The 17,699-nt window shown below is 53.8% G+C and carries 17 protein-coding genes; 10 read left to right on the plus strand and 7 right to left on the minus strand.

The window, feature by feature from the left end; translation table 11 throughout:
* From HY768_10425 to typA, 9 genes are all read left to right on the plus strand, one after another.
* A partial coding sequence (locus HY768_10425; GenBank protein MBI4727612.1) for a hypothetical protein occupies positions 1–250 on the plus strand: 250 nt, incomplete at its 5' end.
* Positions 251–831: 581 nt separating this feature from the next.
* On the plus strand, positions 832–1,182 hold the full coding sequence (locus tag HY768_10430; GenBank protein ID MBI4727613.1) for a hypothetical protein: 351 nt from the start codon (positions 832–834) through the stop codon (positions 1,180–1,182).
* A gap of 348 nt (positions 1,183–1,530) precedes the next feature.
* Complete coding sequence (locus HY768_10435) at positions 1,531–4,074, plus strand: SUMF1/EgtB/PvdO family nonheme iron enzyme (protein MBI4727614.1); 2,544 nt, start codon at positions 1,531–1,533, stop codon at positions 4,072–4,074.
* Between the two features lie 296 nt (positions 4,075–4,370).
* Positions 4,371–5,843, plus strand: a complete 1,473-nt coding sequence (gene lysS, locus HY768_10440; GenBank protein MBI4727615.1) for a lysine--tRNA ligase — start codon at positions 4,371–4,373, stop codon at positions 5,841–5,843.
* A gap of 56 nt (positions 5,844–5,899) precedes the next feature.
* Positions 5,900–6,136 (plus strand): GNAT family N-acetyltransferase, encoded by a 237-nt coding sequence (locus tag HY768_10445; GenBank protein MBI4727616.1) that lies wholly within the window; start codon positions 5,900–5,902, stop codon positions 6,134–6,136.
* Between the two features lie 86 nt (positions 6,137–6,222).
* Positions 6,223–6,441 carry a GNAT family N-acetyltransferase gene (locus tag HY768_10450; GenBank protein ID MBI4727617.1) on the plus strand — a complete coding sequence of 73 codons (219 nt, stop codon included), beginning with the start codon at positions 6,223–6,225 and terminating at the stop codon, positions 6,439–6,441.
* Between the two features lie 43 nt (positions 6,442–6,484).
* On the plus strand, positions 6,485–7,714 hold the full coding sequence (locus tag HY768_10455; protein MBI4727618.1) for a lipoprotein-releasing ABC transporter permease subunit: 1,230 nt from the start codon (positions 6,485–6,487) through the stop codon (positions 7,712–7,714).
* A gap of 82 nt (positions 7,715–7,796) precedes the next feature.
* Positions 7,797–8,849: a HEAT repeat domain-containing protein gene (locus HY768_10460; protein ID MBI4727619.1), complete on the plus strand. Its 1,053-nt coding sequence runs from the start codon at positions 7,797–7,799 to the stop codon at positions 8,847–8,849.
* Positions 8,850–8,912: 63 nt separating this feature from the next.
* Entirely contained in the window at positions 8,913–10,751 is a 1,839-nt protein-coding gene (gene typA / locus HY768_10465; protein MBI4727620.1) for a translational GTPase TypA, read from the plus strand.
* Positions 10,752–11,302: 551 nt separating this feature from the next.
* On the opposite strand, the gene HY768_10470 is transcribed toward typA, so the two are convergent.
* The 7 genes from HY768_10470 to HY768_10500 all read right to left on the minus strand — a co-directional run bounded on the left by HY768_10470 (position 11,303) and on the right by HY768_10500 (position 17,078).
* Positions 11,303–11,884, minus strand: a complete 582-nt coding sequence (locus HY768_10470; protein MBI4727621.1) for an orotate phosphoribosyltransferase — start codon at positions 11,882–11,884, stop codon at positions 11,303–11,305.
* A complete protein-coding gene (pyrF, locus tag HY768_10475) occupies positions 11,871–12,605 on the minus strand; it encodes an orotidine-5'-phosphate decarboxylase (protein MBI4727622.1) in 735 nt (244 codons plus the stop codon). The genes HY768_10470 and pyrF overlap by 14 nt, the downstream gene beginning before the upstream one ends.
* Before the next feature lie 101 nt (positions 12,606–12,706).
* Entirely contained in the window at positions 12,707–13,162 is a 456-nt protein-coding gene (locus HY768_10480; GenBank protein MBI4727623.1) for a septal ring lytic transglycosylase RlpA family protein, read from the minus strand.
* Positions 13,159–14,094 (minus strand): dihydroorotate dehydrogenase, encoded by a 936-nt coding sequence (locus HY768_10485; GenBank protein MBI4727624.1) that lies wholly within the window; start codon positions 14,092–14,094, stop codon positions 13,159–13,161. Before HY768_10485 ends, HY768_10480 begins: the two co-directional genes overlap by 4 nt.
* Positions 14,091–14,858, minus strand: coding sequence for a dihydroorotate dehydrogenase electron transfer subunit (locus HY768_10490; protein ID MBI4727625.1), 768 nt, complete (start codon positions 14,856–14,858; stop codon positions 14,091–14,093). Before HY768_10490 ends, HY768_10485 begins: the two co-directional genes overlap by 4 nt.
* Positions 14,858–16,438, minus strand: a complete 1,581-nt coding sequence (locus tag HY768_10495) for a tetratricopeptide repeat protein (GenBank protein ID MBI4727626.1) — start codon at positions 16,436–16,438, stop codon at positions 14,858–14,860. Before HY768_10495 ends, HY768_10490 begins: the two co-directional genes overlap by 1 nt.
* Before the next feature lie 55 nt (positions 16,439–16,493).
* Entirely contained in the window at positions 16,494–17,078 is a 585-nt protein-coding gene (locus tag HY768_10500; protein MBI4727627.1) for a hypothetical protein, read from the minus strand.
* Positions 17,079–17,399: 321 nt separating this feature from the next.
* On the opposite strand from HY768_10500, the gene HY768_10505 reads away from it, so the two are divergent.
* Positions 17,400–17,699 (plus strand): hypothetical protein (locus HY768_10505; GenBank protein ID MBI4727628.1); only part of this gene is annotated, 300 nt, incomplete at its 3' end.

Below are 17,699 nucleotides of genomic sequence, written 5' to 3' on the forward strand. Positions count from 1 at the left end.
AACCGACATGGGCAGCGTCAAGCAATCCATTGGCAAGCTGGCTATACAGACTTTGAAAAACACTGAAGATATAGAATGGATCAAAGAAAACATGGTTACCAAAAACGACCATAATAAAGTGATGACGGCTTTGGATGAGGTTTTGCATATTGTGCGGCGGGGCGACGATGAGAGGGTGGTTATGAATGCCAGATTGGACCGGCTGGACGCCCAAAAGGCCGACAAAACCGAAGTGGAGCGCCTCCGCTGAAGCTATAGCATATAGCGCTTGAAGGGGCCAAGCCACGCCACGCCATAGGCGGAGGCTCCGCTTTGCCACCGCTTTGCGGGGCAAGCGGGGCCGTTGGCAGGAAGCGTAAGCGGAAAAATAAAGGTTCATATAGGAATGCCATAAAAAATTCTGCAAAAATTCTGCATAAGGGTATTGACAAACAGCATGGTTTTATGATAGCCTTGTATCGTAGCTTTGGGGAGCGGATGGCGCCGGACAATATTTTAAAGCAAAACAAAGCGATTGTAAAAACATTTAACTTGTGGTGAGTTAATCGAACCAAATGAAACCCCGAAATGAAATAAATTGTCTTGGCATGAAAATTGCCAAGCAAGCAAGCAAGCAAGAATAACACCCCCTTATATAGAAAAGAGGGCGTAATAAATACTAAGGCTTCGGGTCTTCCGTAAACGGAAGGCGCGAGGCCTTTTTGTTTGACCTAACCCCCGGCCCCACTTCGTTTGTCTATTGTTTGTTACCCTCAGTGCAGGCTTTTCCGAGTCGGGAAGGGGCGAAGGGGTTGGGTCCGTAACAATAAATCAACCACAAGGAGAAAAATTATGGCGCGCAGAAGCAGGTCGTTTGGAGACGAGTTAAATGCCTGGAGAATATGCCTGGAAGGCCACAAGAACAACACGGCGGACTTTGTCTTTTTAAAAAAGGAACTGGCCGGCTTTGAGCAATTGATTGCCAGGGCCGACAAAGAAAACGCCAAGCAGGAAAAGTTGAAGGCCGATCTGCTGGCCCAGACCAAAGTAGTGGACGATATTGTAAACAGCGGCCGCAAAACATACGCTTCACTTTTGCGCTATGCCAAGGCCAAGTATGGGCCGAACAGCGCCAAGATCAAGGAATTTTTGTCCAAGACCGAGGGGGTGACAAGGGCCAAGAAGACCGCCAAGGCGGGCTGACCGCCTTAACCCAACCCCGTCCCTTCCCTTGAGGGAAGGGAGAAAGGGTTAGGTTAGAGGGAACGAGGGGGCGGTCAAAGCCCCGGGCAAATGCCTTGGAATCTAAGGCATTTGCCTTAAAGGGTAAGGTACTTGCCCCAAGGTCCAAGGCACATGCCTTAAGGTCCAAGGCAACTGCCTTAAGGTCTAAGGCAAATGCCTTAAAGGGCAAGGCAATTGGCAGAAGGGATGGGGTCTATGCCTGAAGGGTTAAGGCAAATGCCCCAAAGCACGGGGCAAACGGTTTGGAAATTAAGGTATGTAGCGGTCATCGTTACATGCTTGAACCAATAAACAGGAGGAAGAACCATGTTCAAAAAATTAATTCTTCCGTGCGTGGCGATTGTAACAATCGCGTTACTGTGCCTGCTTGCGGGCTGCAGCAAGAAGAACCCGGCTTCGGCGCCGCCGCCGCCCAGCGATCAAATCGTATATTCGGAAAATCTTATTTTGCCCGAAACCACCAGCACCTTTCAAAGCGCCAGTTGGCATGGCGATTCGCTCTACTTGTATTTTAGTTCCTCAAGCAAGCCAAAAGTAAATATTGGCGATATTGTCCTCGGCCAATATGAGGGCGGCTATCTGCGCAGGATTTACGGAATTATCGATACCACCGGCAGCAAACTATTTTTGTCAACCAAACAAGCCACCATGAAAGACATAATAAAATCCGGCGTCATAGACACCGTCGCCAATATCCAGCCGAAAGCGTATAGCAGCATCGGTAAATGTAAAAATGTTGAATATGCCGTCAAAACGGATGACGGACAAAGCTTGAAAATGGCAACGGAAATAGACGGCGGTTATGTCAAGCCGAAAGACCTTGGCTTTGAAGTAAAGTTATACGGCGTGCGGATAATCATCGAAGATCAGGACACGATACGACTTGATTCCCTGGCTTTTACCGGAACCATTGGCATGACGATAAAGGCGCGTTACGGCGTTTCGGGAGTTGAATACCTTAAAGTCGCTTTTACCAGAAGCATGACCCTGCAGGCGGCGCCGGTATTGAAGAAGATTAGTTTGTTGAATTACAGGTTTAAAAAGACCATTGTTGAAATGCCCATAGGCGGATTTGTCATATTTGGCATTCCCATTTTCGTCAATCTTGAGCCGCAATGGTGCATTGACGCAAAATTGGCCAGTGTTTCGCTATCGATCCCCAGCGTAGGGTGCACTATTACGGGCACGGAAGGGCTGGAGTATAACAACGGAACAATCAGCCCGGTGGCCAGCGTTGGCTTAAACCCGTTTATAAGCACGCCGCAATTGAATATATCCAGCAAGGCGGAGCTTGGCCTGCCGGTGCATTTGGACGTAACCTTTAAAGTGGTAAATGTGGCCGGCGGCGGCCTGGGCGCCGGCCCGTTGGGTTATGTTACTTTTGATCCGATAACTACAAGTTTGGACTACGGGGTTTTATGCGAATTGCGCCCGGTGTTTTTGTTCAAAATATTCGGGGTTGGGGTTGATTATTCATTTGTAGCTTATCAATACAAGAAATCCTTTGCGCCAAGCGGTTCAACCAATAAACCGCCCATTATTGGCGCTTTTACCGCTAATCCAACAAACGGATACAGGCCGTTAAACGTAAGGTTTACCTATGCCGTCAGCGATTCCGACGGGGACAATTTAAGCCGGGTCATAAAATACAGCGCGAACGACAGCTCCATTTTGTCGTCCAACTCCGGGTATTTGGACCATACATTCAATGCGACGGGCATTTACGATGTGGATTTTATTGTTTCGGACGGTAAAACCGGCGGCACGGTTTATTCCAATGTGGCAATAACGGTCAGCGACAGCTCAAGCAACAATCCCCCGTTATTGAATATGAGCGTTAATCCGCAGTACGGCAATGCGCCGTTAACGGCAAGCGTCGGCTATAATGTGTCGGACCCCGACGGCGATATGGCGGTTACGTATATAAGTTATGGCGAAGGGAAAACAGACACTTTAACCCAGCAAAGCGGCAGTAAAACCCATGTTTACAATAATACCGGGCAATACAAGGTTAAGATTACTTCCAGCGATGGGCGCGGCGGCATTGCGAGAGACAGCGTATTTGTGAATGTTTCGCAGTCTTCAAGTATTGCCATAGAATGGATCTCCATCCCGGCCGGGAACTTTAAAATGGGCAGCCTACCCGGAGATCCCTATGCGCAGACCGATGAACTGCCCCAGCATACGGTTTACCTTGACGCGTTTCAGATAAGCAAATACGAAATAACCAACGGCCAGTATAAGGTCTTTCTGGATGCCGGAGGCTATAGCAATTCCGCCTATTGGACTGCTGACGGCTGGAACTGGAGAACAACCAACAGCATCACCGAACCGTATTGGTGGTCAACCGGTAATTACAACAGCGGCACGGCCTTCCCCAATCACCCGGTGATGGGAGTAAGCTGGTATGAGGCTTATGCCTTTTGCAACTGGGCGGGCGGCAGCCTGCCCACCGAGGCCCAGTGGGAAAAGGCGGCCCGGGGCACGGACTCTACCAACTACTGGCCCTGGGGCAGCGCCTGGGATGCAAGCAAATGCAACAGTTATGAAAATGTATCTCCCGATACCTTTACCTATAGCTCCCCGGTGGGCTTCTTTAGCGCCGGGCAAAGCCCTTACGGTGTTTATGACATGGCTGGAAATGTTTTGGAGTGGGTGAACGACTGGTATCAAAGCGACTACTACAGCGTCAGCCCGGCCAGCAACCCCACCGGGCCAACCACGGGAACTTATCGCGTGCTTCGCGGCGGCAGCTTCTACGTCAGCGACGGCAATTGCCGCGTTGCCTACCGGACCGTCTACGCCCCGGACAACAGGTACCTCAGCATAGGGTTCCGGCTCGTTCGGTAATCTAAATAGCGATTTCTGTGTGCTGAAATATTGTATTCTGTAAGCATGAGGTTTCGCATAGCGGAACCTCATGCCGTAAAAATTTATGAAAACCCACAACCACCTTTACCGGAATGCGCTTGTAAACCCCGCCCCAGCAAGAGCGCAGGCAAAAATATTATGCCCAATGAATCCCTAGCCCAGGCATTAATGCCTGGGCTATTGGTTTTTTATTGCTAAAATCATATGATACGTGTATAATTGACAAAGTAAAACCCCCCACTTACAAAAATATTTTCATTAAAAGGAAATAATAAATGTCCGAACATTTTGAACAAGTCCCTGAGCGGGCCGAGCGGCTTCACAAACTGGAAGAACTCCGCAAGCTGGGGATCAACCCCTATCCCGCCAAATACCAGGCCACCCATACCGCCGCCCAGATACTAAAGGACGCCGAGCGGTTCATCGCCTCCCAGGAAGCGGTGGATATCGCCGGGCGGATCACCGCGGTGCGGGGGCATGGCAAGGCCTCGTTTTTCCAACTGGCCGATCCCAGCGGCAAGATCCAGTGCTACGCCAAGTTAGACATCGTGGGGGCCGAGGCTTACCAGGCCTTCAAGCTGTACGACATCGGGGATTTCGTCGGTGTCCAGGGCCCGGTGTTCAAGACCCACACCGGCGAATACACCGTCCAGGCCCGGAAGCTGACCCTGCTTTCTAAATCGCTGCTGCCCCTGCCGGAAAAATACCACGGCCTGCAAAACGTAGATACCCGCTTCCGCAAACGTTACCTGGACTTGATCGCCAACCCCGAGGTCAAGGAACTTTTTGTCAAAAGGACAAAGTTCGTCAAATCCCTGCGGGATTTCCTTGACTCCAGGGGCTTCATGGAAGTGGAGACCCCGGTGATGGAGCTGGTTCCCGGCGGAGCCGACGCCCAGCCCTTCATCACCCATCACAATACTTTGGACCTTGACCTTTTCCTGCGGATCTCGTTGGAGCTGCACCTTAAGCGCCTGATAGTGGGCGGCTACGAAAAGGTCTACGAGATCGGGCGGGTGTTCCGCAACGAGGGTATGAGTGCCCAGCATCTGCAGGAGTTTACTTTAATGGAGTTCTACCGGGCCTATGTGGATTATCTGCAGCTGATGGACTTCACCGAGGAGATGTACTGCTACATTATACAAGAGACCTTCGGGACGCTGGAGATAATGTACCAGGAACAGATATTGAATTTCAAGCCGCCCTGGCCCCGATATGATTACCGTCAATTATTGATAGACCAGGCCGGGATAGACCTGGACCAGCATTCCACCGCCGAATCGCTGGAGCCGGAACTGGAACGGCACAGCATCAAGCCCGACCCCAAGCTGGGCCGGGGCCGGCTGATAGACCAGCTCTACAAAAAACTAATCCGGCCCGGTCTGGTTCAGCCATGTTTCCTGATAGACCATCCCCTGGACATCTCGCCCCTGGCCAAGAAACATGCCGACCGGCCCAATTACACCCAGCGCTTCCAGCCGCTGTTCGCCGGGGCCGAGATCGGCAACGGCTTCTCAGAACTCAACGATCCTTTGGACCAGCGTCAGCGTTTTGAGGAGCAGGCCAAACTCAGGGAAAAGGGCGACGCCGAGGCCCAGATGTACGACGCCGACTTCGTGGAGGCTTTGGAGCACGGCATGCCGCCCTGCGGGGGATTCGGAGTGGGCATCGACAGGTTCTTTGCCATCCTCAGCAACTCGGAGACGGTGCGCGAGGTGGTGTTCTTCCCGACTATGAAGCCGGAGTAACTCAAACAATTAACAATTCACGGTTTACAATTTACAGTTTGTAGACGGGTTCTATTGTGGAAGACCTTAAGATTATCATCAGCGATCGTATTCTGTTGCGTCAGGTTTGCGTAGAAGATGCGCCTTTGATCGTTCAATGGAAATCAGATCCGCTGGTTAAAACGATGGCCTTGGGCCCTTCGACGCAGGTTAATGTTGAGGGACAGAGGCGGGATATCGAACGTGCCGTATTGTCTGAAGATCAGATCTACTGCATCATCTGTATAAAGAAAGATAAACAACCAATAGGTTAGTTATATCAGGGTTGATCTAACGGATGATGAACGAAAAATAGCATGGTTACGATTTGCATTGGGGACACAACGGGGGCAGGAGTTACATGAAAGAAAGCCTGGTCGCATTTATTTCACACTTGTTTGCAAACGGCCTATTGAGAATAGATGCGGAGGTCTACCAGTCAAATATACGCAGCCAGGGTTTAATGGGGAAAATAGGTTTTTCCGTGGAGGGCCGGAAAAGGGAAGCGCACTTTAACGGGCAGAACTATGAGGAGATCATGGTATATGGCATTTTGAAAAAAGAATGGCCGGGGCATTAAATCCCAAAATGCAAATTGTTAATTGTAAATTGTAAACTGACAGATGTCCTACGAACTTTTCATAGCCAAAAGATATTTTAAGGCCAAACGGCGCACCGGGTTCATCTCGGTAATGAGCGTGCTGTCCTTTGCCGGGGTGACGGTGGGCGTGGCCGCCCTGCTGACGGTGCTTTCGGTGATGAACGGGGCCCAGACCGAGCTGCGCAACAAGATCCTGGGAACCACCGCTCACCTGATAATCCTGAAATACCAGAACCAGCCCATCGCCGAATACAAGGAGCTGTTGCCCAAGATCAACGCCCTGTCCGAAGTGATAGGCAGTTCGCCCTTCATCTACACCAAGTGCATGGTGGCCAAGGGCTCTAAAGTGGACGGGCTGGTGCTGCGGGGGGTGGACCCGGAGCTGGAGCACGGCGTTACCGATGTCTCCAGGAACATGGTGGCCGGGAAACTGAAGTTCGACACCCTGTCCTCGGGCCTGCCGGGGATCATATTGGGGCTGGACCTGGCCGACCGGCTGGGGGCCTATCTGGGCGATACCCTGACAGTAACTTCGTCCCAGTCAATGAAGGCCACGCCCTTGGGGCTGATTCCCAAGACCAGGCGCTTCCTGCTGACCGGAATCTTCGACACCGGGATGTACGAGTACAACTCCACTCTGGGATACATCGGCCTGGCCCAGGCTCAGGATTTTCTGGAGACGGGCCCGGCGGTCACCGGCATCGAGGTCAAGATCAAAGATATCTATCAGGCCCCGGAGACCGGCAAGAAGATCACCGTCCTGCTTGGCCCCCAGTATAGATATAACGACTGGATCCACCTGAACTGGAGTCTGTTCTCGGCCCTGAAGCTGGAGAAGACGGCTATGTTCCTGATCCTGGCCCTGATCATCATAGTGGCGGCCCTGAACATAATCAGCAGCCTGATCATGACGGTGATCGAGAAAACCCGGGAGATCGGAATCCTTAAATCAATGGGGGCCACCTCAAAAAGCATCATGAAGATATTCGTTTTTCAGGGCCTGCTGGTGGGAGGGATCGGTACGGTTTTAGGGATGGGGCTGGGATACGCGCTGTGCCTGCTTTTGGCCAGATACCAGTTTGTGAACCTGCCGGCCGACGTTTATTTCATCAACAAACTGCCGGTGCAGATGCAGGCCGGGGACTTTGTTCTGGTCTCGGTTGCCACCATACTGATAACTTTCCTGGCGGCCCTCTATCCGGCTTACAAGGCTTCGCGCCTGGACCCAATAGAAGCAATAAGATACGAATGAGATGCGAAATATGAAATCAAAAGGCAGAAAACAAATGTTAAGAGGAAACCCTTCGATCCGATGTGGCGGACGCAGGGCAAGAATGCAAAAATCCAAATTCCAACTAATTCTACTGGCAATACTTTTCACCGTGCTGTTATTCCCGGTCCAGGCTTGCGCCGCGCTGAACCAGGAATACCTGCTGGGAGAGAAGATCAACCGGGCCAAGCTAATAGTTTACGGCACGGTCAGGCAGATCCGGCCGATAGCAGCCAGGGTCAAAGCCAAGAGCAGGGACAGCGTGATCACCGGCGATTATCTCTACCAGGTGGAATACGAGCGGTCCATCAAAGGGCCTTTGAATGCCAAGGCCAAGGACCGGGCCATTTACATCCTGCAGACCGACGAATACAAAAGCGACAAGCGCATTCTACTTGATGGCCAAAAGGCGTTGTTATTCTTGTCTCCCGGCACTGCCTCCTCAAGCTATCTGTCCAAGAACAAGATCAACCCCAAAAGCTGTTACAGCCTTTTCGCCGGGAAACAGGGTGTAACGGTCTTGCCCGATTCCGTTTTGTCTGCTTATGTCAGGGCCATCGCAGGATACATGGACGCCCAAAAGGCCAAGCCCAAACAGCGCCCGGCCAAATGGACGGCCCTGTTGGAGCAGGGCCCGGACGGGATCCGGGAGAGCGCCCTATCCGAACTTCTTGGCTCGGTTTATTATCCGGCGGAGCCGGTACTGATCAAAACCTTGGGAGATTCCAACCTTTCCTCGCTGGCTGCCCTGAATCTTATCAACTATTCCCCGGATTCCCTGGCCCTGCATTTGGACAGCCTGATAATCCACAAAAAATCCAAGGCCCGGATAGTGAAGATCAACCTTCTCAAGGTCATCGCACCTATTCGCCAGGAGCAGGTGTTCAAGCATCTTTTGAAATCGCTGAAGGACGACGATTTCGAGATCCGGGCCTGCGCCGCCCGGGGGTTGGACGGCTGGAACGACAAGAAGGCGGTGAAGTCGCTGAAGAAAGCCCTGGAGGACAAGGACGATTACGTGCGCCTGGCGGCCTGTGATGCCCTGGTAAAGCAGGGGTTCAAGATAGAGAAGAAAGAGGGCGGGGCATATAAGATAACCGGGGAGCCAGGGAAATGACCTCTCCCTGGACAGGACATAACTTCGTAACAAAAAACCATAATATAAATGTTATTGGAACCCATGCCAAACAACAAAGACAAAATGATCCGGAACATAGCCATCATTGCCCACGTGGATCACGGCAAGACCACCCTGGTGGATGCCCTGCTCCGGCAGAGCGGCACCTTCCGCGACAATGAGGAAGTGCCGGAGCTGGCCATGGACTCCAATCCCCTGGAACGGGAGCGGGGGATCACCATCTTCTCCAAGAACGCCTCCATCCATTACCGGGGCTACAAGATCAACCTGGTGGACACGCCGGGCCACGCCGATTTCGGCTCCGAAGTGGAGCGGGTACTTTCCATGGTGGACGGGGTCCTGCTGCTGGTGGACGCGGTCGACGGCCCCATGCCCCAGACCCGTTTCGTGCTTTCAAAGTCGCTGAAGCTGAATTTGAAACCCATCGTGGTGATCAACAAGATCGACCGGACCGAGGCCCGTCCCCACTGGGCTTTGGACCAGATCTTCGATCTTTTCGTTTCCCTGGACGCCAGCGACGAGCAGCTGGACTTTCCGGTGGTCTATTCCTCGGGCAAGAACGGCACCGCCGCCACGGACCTGAAGCAGCCGCAGAAGAACATCCTGCCGCTGTTAGACGCCATAGTGGACAAGGTTCCGGCGCCCCAGGGCAACCCCAACGAGCCGTTCCAGATGCTGGTGACCTCCATCGATTGCAATGATTACGTGGGCCGGATGGCCATCGGCCGCATCCTCCACGGCTCCATCAAAGTGGCGGGGAAGGCGTCCCGGATCAAGCGCGGCGGCGCTATCGAGACCGGGAAGATCACCAGGCTCTATGGCTTTGAGGGCCTGAAGCGGATAGAGATCCAAGAGGCCGGCTCCGGCGACATCGTGGCCCTGGCGGGTTTTGAGGACGTGGACATCGGCGAGACCATCGCCGATCCCGAGAACCCGGAGGCCCTGCACTACGTGGACATCGACCTGCCCACCATCGCCATGCTGTTCTCGGTCAATACCAGTCCCTTTGCGGGATTGGAGGGGCAGTACGTGACCTCGCGCCAGTTAAGGGACCGGCTGTACCGGGAGCTGAAATCCAACGTGGGGCTTAGGGTGGAAGACACCGGCTCCCCCGACTCGCTGAAGGTTTCGGGCCGGGGCGAACTGCATCTTTCCATTCTGATCGAGACCATGCGGCGCGAAGGCTACGAGCTGGCGGTCTCCCGGCCCGAGGTGATCATGCGGGACATCGCAGGAAAGCTGTGCGAGCCTTTTGAGTACCTGGTGATAGACGTGGACGACGCTTACGTGGGCCCGGTGATGGAGCGGCTGGGCGGCCGCAAGGCCGAGATGCAGAACATGAAGGCCGACGGCAAAGGCCGCACCCGGCTGGAATACATCATCCCGGCCCGGGGGCTGATAGGCTTCCGGGGCCAGTTTTTAACCGACACCCGGGGCACCGGGATCATGCATCACAACTTCGAAGGTTACCAGCCCTGCAAGGGCGAGATCAGCATCGCCCAGAACGGGGCGCTGGTGGCCATGGAGACCGGAGTGGCCGCCTCCTATTCGCTGGACAGCATCCAGGAGCGGGGGATCATGTTCGCCGGCCCGGGGGATAAAATATACGAAGGGATGATCGTGGGCGAAAGGCCCAAGGAGAACGACCTGGTGGTCAACCTCTGCAAGACCAAAAGGCTGACCAATATCCGCAACTCCAACGCCGAGGAGGCGATCCGGCTTTCCCCGCCCAAGATCATGACATTGGAAGAAGCGCTGGAGTTCATCGCCGATGACGAGTTAGTGGAGGTGACCCCGAAAGCGATCAGATTGAGGAAGAAGATATTGTCGGATATAGACCGGCGGAGGGCCAGAAGGGTAAGGCCGGAGGAAGCGGAGTGATGAAAGGTTCCCATAAGAGCCAAGACACGGCAGCCTACTGTGCCGGATCGGCTAAAAGGACAGGAATGATACTTCCTGGACAGTTTGCTGTGTTCCGGCAATAAATTGCGGCAGCGCAAATAAAAACACGCGTATTTAGAGCTTATCCTCAAATAACAATTTGGGCATAAACGGCTGCAAAACCGCCATACTGCGTCACGCTCATTCACCGTATCGCTGTGGATACGCTTCACTCGCGTTCCTTGTCTGGCATGGTTCGACAGGCTCACCACATGCGTCTGGCATGGTTCGACAGGCTCACCACATGCCTTTTCGCTCGTTTACGCTGACCCAAAGCTTATTTACGGATAAACTCTTAATGTCGGCCAAGAAGTAGAACTTTAAACCGGGGACGGTCAACGGACAGCCGGCGGAGAGGCCGTTCACCATCCCGTATTCGTTCCGGTAATATTATTGTAGGGGCAATTCATGAATTGCTCTTACAGAATTGCCCCTGCCCATATAAAAGACGCCTTCGTAATTGAAGGCGTCTTTTTCATTATGCCGGGGAATTATTTATTGGGATTACTGCCGTGCTTGGTCAGGGGTATCCCTTTTGGGCAGAGCGGACAATCGGCCGGATCAAATGTCTCCACCTTTTCGCCGTAAATCCCCAGGAACGGAACGCCGAAATCCGGGGCCTGGAAACTGCGGTCGATGAGCACCGCCACGCCCATCAGCTGGGCCCTGGCCCGTTTCACGGCCTCGATGGTCTTGATCACCGAGCCGCCGGTGGTCATTACATCATCCACCACCAAAACCTTTTCGTCCGGGGCCAGAGACATTCCCCGCAAAAGACCGCGTCCTTCGGACGTTCGCTCGGCGTAAATAGCCTTTTTGCCCATCTGGCGGGCCACTTCAAAGGCGATGATTATGCCGCCGGTGGTGGGGCCCACTATGGTCTGGATATCGGCGGCCTTAAATTGTTCGGCGATCATCCCGCAAAAAGCCTGGCTGTCTTTAGGATACTGCAGGATGCGGAACTTTTCAAAATAAAATTGGCTGTGGTGCCCCGAGGTCAGCAAAAAGTGGCCGTCCAGCAGCACCTGACGTTTGATCAGAATGTCTTTGATCTCCTGCTTATTTAAGGGCATCTTGGATCTCCTTTTGGATGTTTTGGGCGGCGGCGGTTCTATCCTTAGCGCCGGTGATGGGCCGGCCCACCACCAGATAATCGGCCCCCAGGGCAATGGCCTGGCCGGGGGTCAAAATGCGCTTCTGGTCTCCGGCCTCGGTATCCAGTGGCCTGATCCCCGGGGTCAGGATCACAAAATCCTCCTGAAAATCATTTCTCAGCAGTTCAATTTCCTGGGGCGAGGCCACCACGCCGTCCAGTCCGGCGCTTTTGGTAAGCCTGGCCAGGTGTAGCACCTGCTCCGGGATGCCGTGGCCAGGCGCGCCCAGCACATCGCTGAAGGTGGCTTCGTCAAAACTGGTCAAAACGGTCACCCCCAGTATGATGGGCTTGGTTTTTTTAAGCCGGGCTCCGGCTTCAATGGCTGCGTTGGCCGCTTCTTCCATCATCTCAAATCCCCCCATGGAGTGAAGGTTGAACATGTCAACCCCCAGTTCCACCGCGGCGATGGCGGCCTTGGCCACGGTGTTGGGGATGTCGTGGAACTTCAGGTCCAGAAATATCTTTCCGCCCTGCGATTTTATCAGTTCCACAATTTTGGGCCCGCAGGCGGTAAAGAGCTGGCTGCCCACTTTGAAATATTTGACCGGGCCGGAAATATCTCTGATCAGTTTCTCGGCTTCGGAGTAGGAAGGAAGATCCAGGGCCACTATCAGCCTTTCGTTTGCTGGTATCTGCATCGCTCTCCTTGGTTCATTAATCTTGACTCGTTAATCGTTAATTAATCGGTATTTATTCGTTAATTGTAAACTGGGAATCGTTAATTGTTCAATGTTCATTGTTATTTGTCTGGTTGCTGAATGATCTCCAGCCGGACCGGTTCCACTCCGTCTATTCCGATCTTTTTGGCTGCGCCTTGTGACAAGTCTATTATCCTGCCCTCCACGAAGGGCCCCCGGTCGTTGATCCTGACCGTCACGCTCTGCTCGTTCTTTAAATTGGTTACTTTGACCGTGGTGCCGAAGGGAAGGGTGCGGTGGGCGGCGGTCATGGCCTGCATGTCAAAAATTTCGCCGTTGGCGGTCTTGCGTCCGTGGAATTCCTGGCCGTAATAGCTGGCTAGGCCCTGCTGGACTGCCAGCGGCCCTGGTTCGGTTTTGGCCGGGGGCTGCGCTTTCTGCTCCGCGGCAGTTTCTTTTAGGGGACTGTTGCTTACCGTCCCGCTCCTATAAATGGGGGCCGGGGTGCAGCCGAAAAATACGGCGGTGATCAACAATGCCCAAAGGATCTTTTTCATACCGCTAATTTCCCCGTAATCTGCGAAACTTCAGGGTATTTCTTTTTTAAACAATAGTCTTTAAGCCCATTCACGATCTCTTTAACTGTATTGGGATTGATGAAACCAGCGGTGCCGATCTGCACAGCCGCGGCCCCGGCCAGCATGAATTCCACCGCATCGCCGGCGGTCATTATCCCGCCCAGTCCGATCACCGGGATATTCACCGCCCGGCTGGTCTTGAACACGTTGTACAGGGCCACGGGCTTGATGGCCGGACCGGAAAGGCCGCCGGTGACGTTACCCAGCACGGGCTTCTGGCGTTCAATGTCGATGGCCATGCCGTAGAGGGTGTTGATCAGCGAAAGGGCGTCGGCTCCGGCCTGTTCCACTGCCCGGGCGATGGCCGCGATGTCCGACACATTGGGGCTGAGCTTGACGATCAGAGGCTTGGAGGTGGCTTTTTTCACCAGAGTGGTCAGTTTGACCGCCTGTATGGGATCCGCGCCAAAAGCCATCCCGCCCTGTTTGACGTTGGGGCAGGAAATATTCAACTCGATCGCGGAGATGCCCGGTTGTCCGTTGAGCATCCCGGCCAGTTCGGCATATTCCTCCATGGTATTGCCGGCGATGTTGACGATCACCAGCGGGTGGTGGCTCAGCAGCTCGGGCAGTTTTTCCTCCAGAAATCTATGAACTCCCACGTTGGCCAGGCCGATGGAATTGAGCATTCCCATGGGTGTCTCATAGATTCGGGGCGGCACATTTCCGGCCCGGGGCAGCAAGGTAACGGTCTTGGTGATTACCGCTCCGAAAAGGGCGGGGGAAACCAGGGGAAGGTATTCGGTGCCGTAGCCAAAGGCGCCGGAGGCGGCCAGCACCGGATTTTTCATTTTAATGCCGGCAATTTCAACCGAAAGGTCCACATTATTCTTGGTTCTGATATTTCTCATAATGTTGCTTCCTGTTCCCAGTCTATTTCCCGGCTATTGAATACCGGTCCCTGGCGGCAGACGGTTAAATACTCCTTTACCCCCTTGACCACGCAGCCCTGGCAGGCGCCCACCCCGCAGGCCATGAAAGCCTCCAGCGAGACCTGGCAGTCAATTTTGTTTTCCCGGCAGATCCGGGCCGTCTTTTTAAGCATCGGCCAGGGGCCGCAGGCATATACCACCGGCGTTCTGAATTTGTTAATGCGGCTGAGAAAAGCGTCGGTGACGAAGCCCTTGTATCCGCAGCTGCCGTCGTCGGTGGCAATGACCTTGCCGGGAACGGCGCAGGGCAGTAGGTCCTTTTTGCCGGAGCAGCCGTAAAAAAGTCTGGCATTCAGTTTCATGGTCTTCAGGCGGTCGGCCAGAAATTGCATCGGGGCCAGGCCTATGCCCCCGGCCAGGATCAGGTGGTCGCTGTATTTTTTATCGATCTCAAAACCGTTCCCCAACGGCCCCATCACATCAAGTTCCGCTCCCTGGGGCAGGGAAGAAAGGATGGAGGTGCCCCGGCCCGCCACCCGGTACATGATGAATATATTTTTTCCTTTGATCCGGTTGATGCTGAATGGCCGCCGCAGCAACAGGGGCCAGGGGCCGGAAGGTTTAAGATGGACGAACTGTCCGGGCCGGGCTTTGGCTGCCAGGTAGTCCGAGCGAAAGGACAGCAGAAAAACATCGGGGGCAATTTTTTGGTGGGAGACGATATTTACTTTTTGTTCTAACATCAGTCTATCCGTATTCGGTTATCATCGTCCGACGGCCCCGGAATGGCCGGCGCCGGTGGATTTTGGGGCCCGGGCTCTGACTGCAATTCAGCCGGCGGCGCCAAGGAATCCGGCTGGGCCGGAACAGCCCTGGGTTTTAGCCTGAACTCTATGGCCGGCTCGCTGTCGCTGACCGCCAGGTCGGGAGGCAATTCCATCTCCATCCGGGCGGCGTTGGCGTAACGGGTAAAGGGATACTTTTCCACCAACTGCAGGCGATATGTTCTGACCAAGGCAGTATCCCGCTGATATTTGTCCAAGATCCAGGCCGCGACGTAAAGGGATTTGGCGGCAATGGGCATAGAGGGGTAGTCGGATGCCAGCTTCAGGTAAACTGAAACGGCCGAATCCGGCTGACCCAGCCCGAACAAATAGTGCTCGGCCATCAAAAACAGCAGCTGGGCATTCTGCTCGGCCGCTGCGGAGTCAAGCTGCCGGCGGTATCCGCCCAGCAGCGAGATATTCTCCATTTTTTTCAGGGCCAAAGTACGGATATCGCCAAAGGCCGGGTAATCGAAATCGTTGTTTTTCCCCTGGCTGGACAGGGTGTACAAGGCCTTGGCGCTGTCCAGATTTTGAGCGGCTTCCTGCAGTTCTCCCATCCGGCAATAGGCCACTGATGCCGCCAAGCTTTGGGGGTGCTTCTGTGCCAGCTGGGCATACAGCTTGCCGGCCGCTGGGGCGTCGGTTGACCGGGCTTGCAGTTGGCAGATCAAAAGATCCAGCAGGGCCGCCTGGGATGTGCCAGCCAGGGTCTTATTCAGCAGCGACCGGTATACCCCCAGGGCCTTTTCCGGCTGGCCCGTGTTCTGATAGCTTTGGGCCAAGAGCATTTTTACCTGATAACCTGCCTTTTGGGGTAGGCGGTTACCGGCCAGGATTTCCAGCTCCAGCACGGCCTGACGGTGCTGTCCCATGGCGATCAGACACTGGGCATATTTTAAGCGGGCCTCGACCGTAAATTCATTTTTGGGATGGTTGAACAGAAATCTCTGCCAGAGGATGGCCGCCTGGGGATAGTCGCCCGAGGCTTGGGCGATCTCGGCCTCCAGAAAAGAAATCCGCCGGATGATCTGCTGATCGGGCCTGGCCCTAAGAAACTGGATGTCCGTCAGGGCCGCGGGATAATCGCCAGTCTTGTAATTCAACACCGCTGAATTCAGCCGGGCCAGCGGGGCATATTTGCCTGATCCGTAAAATTGCCAGACCTCCTGATATTTGCGCAGGGCTTTTTCGTTCTGTCCAATAAAAAAAAAGCAGTTGCCCATGTAATAAAAGCTGGGCGCCACCCAGCGGCTGGAGGGATAACTGGCGGCCACCCCGGCGAACTTTTCAGCGGCCTGCTGCAGGGCGGCGGCCTGAGCCCCGGCGGCTAAAAGGGTGTCGGGGAAGCCTTGGCGGCCGCGGGTCCCGAAGTCATATAACTTTTTGGCGTTGTAGTAGCTATTGAAATAAGCGCAGCCGCCGGCTGCTGAGATCAGCAGGGCCGCCGTCAGGTACCGGGATATCCGCCGGAAAATATTTTTCATATCGCTATTCATATCCCTCCGCCTAAAGCAACAGGTCAGATGAATCTGACCCGTTGTTTAATTTTTATTAATTTTTAATACCCCGCCCGCTTGCGGCGGGGTTACCGAATCCGAATGACGAATAAAGAAGAGTTCGGGCAGACATCTCATTGAGTCTACAAAAACAGACTATTGCTTTTTGAATGGTAACGTGCGAGGGAGCGGGGAGAAGATACCCCGCCCGCTTGCGGCGGAGTAATTCATTGCGGCGGATTAGGAAGTCGGCCTTTAAAAGGAGGTTAATTTTTTGCTCGGCCGAAATCTTAAAAGGATCGACTTTCACTGGAGTCCGATAACTGCCCTTTTGGGGCTTCAAATGCGAAAGCTCAATTTTTTCCACTCCGGTCAGGTTGCTGGCCTTGGCTATTTTGACGGTGTCCTTGACCACTTTTCTGATCTCGTTAGTCACCAGCCGGGAGCTGGCGGCAAAGCTCCAGGCCCCGTTGACCAGGACCCTTAAGCCGAACCCGGAGTCGGAGCTCTTAGTGACCGCCTCCACGCTGCCGTTCTTGGTGGAGATGTTCTCGCTGGCCTGCCCGGTCACCCGGACATCGGCATAATCCACTCCTTTGGCCGGAAGGACCGCCAGGACTTTCCGGACAAAGGTCTTCATGTAATAATAATTCTCCCGGAATTGTTTGGTGGATTTCCAAATGTTCAGTATAGCATAACCGGTTTAATTTATCAAGATTATTTGGATGCTGAAAGCGATATTTTTAATCCCCTCCGAATTCAGATTTCAAGGATAAACTGGAAGAGCTGGAGCGGGGTTAACACTTTTTTGAAGTACTAAATTTTACTAAATTTTATCCCTTGCAAAATAAAAGCAATTCTGTTAGAATACTTTTTTGGGTTTCCTTTGAAAAGAAGTAAAAGTATTTGCCACTAAGACAATGGATCATCCAAGCCCAAACAGGAAACCGCCGACACGGTGGTGGTCAAGAATCTACGCGAGGAACAGCGGATCATCGAAGGCATCGGCGATGTCTTCGGCGCCCTATACGATGACCTGGGGTTTGGCCATATCCTCGGTTCCCGCCGTGCCGATGCCAAGTGGAACGGCATCTTGAAGAGCTGCGTCCTGGCCCGACTGGCCAACCCGGCCAGCAAACTGCGCACCGCCTCGATGCTGGAGCAGGGTTACGACATCACCATACCGGTGGAGCAAATCTACCGAATGATGGATCGGGTGGCCCCGCGGGAAGACGCCATCAAGCGGCAGGTTGGCCAGACC

This window comes from candidate division TA06 bacterium, from assembly GCA_016208585.1.
Lineage (GTDB): Bacteria > Edwardsbacteria > AC1 > AC1 > EtOH8 > UBA5202.